At 67.3% G+C, this 4330-nt stretch carries 3 protein-coding genes; 2 read left to right on the top strand and 1 reads right to left on the bottom strand.

Annotated features, from left to right (window positions below; all coding sequences use genetic code 11):
* On the top strand, positions 1–1707 hold a 1707-nt coding region (locus tag FKP22_RS22395), incomplete at its 5' end, for a serine hydrolase domain-containing protein (protein ID WP_141289896.1).
* A 113-nt stretch (positions 1708–1820) separates the two neighbouring features.
* On the opposite strand, the gene FKP22_RS22390 is transcribed toward FKP22_RS22395, so the two are convergent.
* Complete coding sequence (locus FKP22_RS22390) at positions 1821–3056, bottom strand: hypothetical protein (RefSeq protein WP_141289895.1); 1236 nt, start codon at positions 3054–3056, stop codon at positions 1821–1823.
* Positions 3057–3268: 212 nt separating this feature from the next.
* Here FKP22_RS22390 and FKP22_RS22385 point away from each other — a divergent pair, with 212 nt between their 5' ends.
* Positions 3269–4267 (top strand): hypothetical protein, encoded by a 999-nt coding sequence (locus FKP22_RS22385; RefSeq protein WP_141289894.1) that lies wholly within the window; start codon positions 3269–3271, stop codon positions 4265–4267.
* The last annotated feature ends 63 nt before the right edge of the window (positions 4268–4330 follow it).

Raw genomic sequence — 4330 nt, 5'->3', positions numbered from 1 at the left:
GCCTACAAGGGCAGCGCGCCATGGCCGCTGCGCCTGGCCTCGCCGGTGGCCGCCAAGGACGGCTGGAGCGAGCGCCGCAACCTGGTGTACCAGACCAGCCCGAACGAGGAGCGTGGGGTCAGCGCGCTGGTGCAGCGCGCCAACGGCGCGTGGACCGTGGTGATCGCGGACATTGCCAACGCCGTTGGCGAAAAACGCGGCGCGCAGCTCAGCCAGATCTTCGGCAAGCTGCTGCCCAAGGGCTATGAGCGCGAGAGCTTCGCCGGCAAGAAGGCAGCGCCGCTGACGCCCGAGCGCATGGCCATGCTGAGCCAGTTCGTGCAGCAGGCGATGGCAGAGACCCGGGTGCCTGGCGTGGCCTTCGGCCTGGTGCAGGACGGCAAGCTGGTGTTTGCCGGCGGGCTGGGCGTGCGCGCGCTGGGCCAGCCGGAGAAGGTGGACGCCGACACGCGTTTCCAGATCGCCTCCAACACCAAGGCGATGACCACGCTGATGCTCGCCAAGCTGGTCGACCAGAAGAAGATGGGCTGGGACACGCCGGCCACGCAGTTGCTGCCTTCGTTCAAGCTTGGCAGCCCCGAGACCACGCGGCAGGTGCTGGTCAAGCACCTGATCTGCGCCTGCACCGGCATGCCGCGGCAGGACCTGGAATGGCTGCTGGAGTTCAAGGACCTGACGCCCGAAGGCGCCATGAAGCTGCTGGGCACCATGCAGCCGACCAGCGGCTTTGGCGAGCTGTTCCAGTATTCGAACCCGATGGCGGCTGCGGCCGGCTACATCGGCGGCCACGTGGCCTACCCGGCGCTGCCCATCGGCCAGGCCTATGACCAGGCCATGCAGGCCCTGGTCTTCGACCCGCTGGGCATGCGCCGCACCACGCTGGACTATGCGGCGGCGCAGGTGGGCAACACCGCGATGCCGCATGCGCCCGACGAGGACGGCAGGATGGTTGCCGCCGAGCGCCGCATGAACCTGTCCATCGTGCCGATGCGGCCGGCCGGTGCCGGCTGGAGCACGGTCAACGACGTGTTGAAGTACGTCTCGATGGAACTGGCGGAGGGCAAGCTGCCGGACGGCAAGACCTACGTCTCGCGCGAGGCGCTGCTGGCCCGGCGTGCACCGCAGGTCACCGTCAGCACCGACCTCACCTATGGCATGGGGCTGGAGGTCAATACCGTCTACGGTACGCCGGTGGTGCACCACGGCGGCGACATGATCGGCTACCACAGCGACATGATGTGGCTGCCCGAGCATGGCGTGGGCGCGGTGGTGTTGACCAATGGCGACCTGGGCTGGGTGATCCGCAGCCAGTTCCGCCGCAAGCTGCTGGAGGTGCTGTTCGATGGCAAGCCGGAGGCTGACGCGGCAGTCGCGACGCAGGCCAAGGCCTACTACGACGACCTGGCGGTGGAGCGCAAGTTGCTGACGGTGCCGGCCGACCCGGCGGTGGCTGCGAAGCTGGCCAAGCGATATGTCAACGCCGCCGTTGGCGCGATCGAGGTCAGCCGCATCGGCAATCGCCTGCACTTCGACTTCGGCGAATTCGACAGCGACATGGCCACGCGCCAGAACCCGGATGGCACGACCACCCTGTCCACCCTGGTGCCGGGCTTCAGCGGCGTGGAATTCGTCGTTGGCCAGAAGGGGGACAAGCGCACGCTGACGCTGCGCGATGCGCAGCACGAGTACGTCTTGATGGCGCAGTGATGGGGCACCCGGCTCGGTGAGTACACCGAGCCACCCGCCGGGCGGGTTCGCGGGTGCGCCGGCAACGCCAGCGGATCAGCGCAAGGTCAGGCCACGGTCCCGCACGTGCCAGATCAGACGGGCAAGGTGAACGCCAGGCCGATCTGCGAGCCGTAGATCGGGTAGCGCACCTTGCAGCGGTAGCCGCGAAGCCGCTCGGCGTCCCAACCCTGGGTCTCGCAGACGTGGCGGATCAACTCGGAATATTGCGGGAACTCAGGCATGCGGAACGCGGCAGGGCCGCGGCCGAGAAACTGCACGCTTTCCAGCATGTCCAGCCGATCACCGACGCGCGCCGGGTCGTCAGGATGGGCAATGCCCCGCACCACCGTGTCGTAGAGCCGCACCTCGGGCACCACGCCAGGCCAGACATCCTCGTGCAGCAGCGCATCGACGATGTAGGCCTCCGATGGCGGCTCGGCCTGTCCGCCGAGGCCCGAAGTAGGGCCGCCGCTGCCGCGGCGTGCACGGTGCAGGTTGCGATAGAGCATCGCGAAGACAAGGTCGCCGCCGTGGCCATCTGCCCGCCCCAACGGCAGGCCGGAAACCGCGGTCTCGACGATGTGGCCGTGGCTGGCCACTTCGATCTCGTCAGTCGAGATGGTCGAATACTGCGGCAGCAGCATGTCGGCCATGTTGTGAACCGCCTGGCCGCCAATGCCCGAAGCGGTGAAGTGCGCGCCATCGGCCGCCATCGAAGAACTGCAGACCCGCAGCACGCCTGAAGGCCGGGTGCGCCGGCAGCCCAGCAACGCGTCAATGCCGATGCAGTCGTGGTAGGTCGGGTTGGTGGCGGACGGGTACAGGATGCCGGTGTTCAGCACCAGTTGCGCCTGCACGCCACGCAGGGCGCTGACGGACTTGAAGGCCGCCGTCTTGTGGCGCAGCTCGAAGGTCGCGCGGGACTCCTGCGCCCAGTCGCTGAGCACGGCCTCCAGCGTCGCGCGGTCACCCATGTCCACGTCGATGAAACGCTCGAAGCCGCTGATCGCTTCATCGACCCGCGCAATGGCGTCGCTGGTCGCGCCGTGCTGCGCGGCACCCTTGAGCATCTGCCGCAGCGCTTCCTGACCGGGGATGGCAAACAGCGTGGCCAGCGGGTCGCTGCTGCGTGTGGACGTCATCAAGCGGCTGACGGCCGACTGGCTGAGCTTCAGCACCGCTTGCAGGCCCTTCTGGTCGCGGGCACCGGCACGCGCCAGCTGGCCCAGCAACGCATCGATGGAATGCTGCAAGGCCAGACCGGTGGCCTCGGCGCGTTGACGCAGCGCCACGTCGGCCAAACGGCTCCGGGGGATGTCCGAGTTCATGTCACCAGCATACCGCGACCAGACGGAAAAATATTCTGAGAATTTCTTTCAGAATTGTTGCCTTGATTCCGACACATCGATATGCTGCATTCACTTCTCGTTCATGTTCGGCCGGCACAGCACGCCAACCCGAGCCAGGCGGAAGTGCCAACCTCACCCGCCTGGCCACCACCCGGTAGCTGTTCCCGACCGTATGCATGGAGTTTGCTGAGATGACCGTTTCCCGTTCGACCTCTTTGGCCCTGGCCGCCGCTGCCGCCCTGATCGGCGGCCAGGCCGTGGCAGCGCGCCCCTTGCCCGCCGCCATGCAGTCGCCGGCCCAGCGCATGGCAGCCATCCAGCAACAAGCAAGCCAGCAGCATGCCGCGGCCCAGGCCGCCGGCACCGCCGACAACACCGCACCGGTGCTGACCCGCTTCTCGCTGGTGGGCGACGTGAACGCGCAGTCCGTCAATCCCAAGGAAGACCTGGACGTGACGATGTCCGACGAGATGTCGGGCCTGACGACCTACATCATCAACCTGAAGGGCCCGTCGGGCCAGATGGTGCAGCGCGTGGAAACCATGTACGGCCAGATGAAGGTCGATGGCCGCATTTCCATCGGCGCGCAGTTGCTGGGTACGCCTTCGTTCAGCCGCTTCTCCGAGCCCGGCACCTGGCAGGTCGATTCGGTCTTCCTGTCCGACGGCAACTTCAACATGAAGATGTACTGGCCCGAGGACATCGCACCGCTGGGCGGCCGCACCAGCTTCGCGGTGAAGAACACCAAGGGCTACGACATCACGCCGCCCACGCTGACCAGCGGCAGCGTGGAGACGCCCAAGCTCTCGCTGTCCACGCCGCCCGCCGGTACCCCGACCGGTACGCTGCCCTATGCCAGCGTGAAGCTGGGCACCGCCGACACCGGCAACGGTGCGGTCGCCGGCGTGCTGGAAGCCATCGTCGAGTTCTGCCTGGCCAACCAGTTCGCCGACTGCGTGGACACCATCGAGCTGCATGGCCACGTGGGCCAGGTCGGCCAGGACAGCGCCACCTTCCGCGCGCTGGCCCAGCTGCGTTCGGACCAGACCCCTGGCGTCTACCAGATCCTCAATGTCTTCGTGATCGACAGCGCGCAGAACAACGTGCTGCTGCAGAGCGACAAGCTCGGCGGCGGCGATGACCTGAGCAAGTACTTCCCCGGCGGCATCACGCTCAAGGTCTCGAAGTAAGACCTGCCCGGGAGCGCCGCGGCGGCAGCAACCCCGGGGCCAACAGGTGGCCGCGGGCTGGCC

This window comes from Ideonella azotifigens (assembly GCF_006519715.1).
Classification (GTDB): Bacteria; Pseudomonadota; Gammaproteobacteria; order Burkholderiales; family Burkholderiaceae_C; genus Ideonella; species Ideonella azotifigens.
This window is presented reverse-complemented; position numbering and strand designations above follow the sequence as displayed.

Coding starts and splice junctions, on each gene's coding strand:
- FKP22_RS22385 (WP_141289894.1), top strand. CDS start 3,269: ATGACCGTTTCCCGTTCGACCTCTTTGGCCCTGGCCGCCGCTGCCGCC.
- FKP22_RS22390 (WP_141289895.1), bottom strand. CDS start 3,056: ATGAACTCGGACATCCCCCGGAGCCGTTTGGCCGACGTGGCGCTGCGT.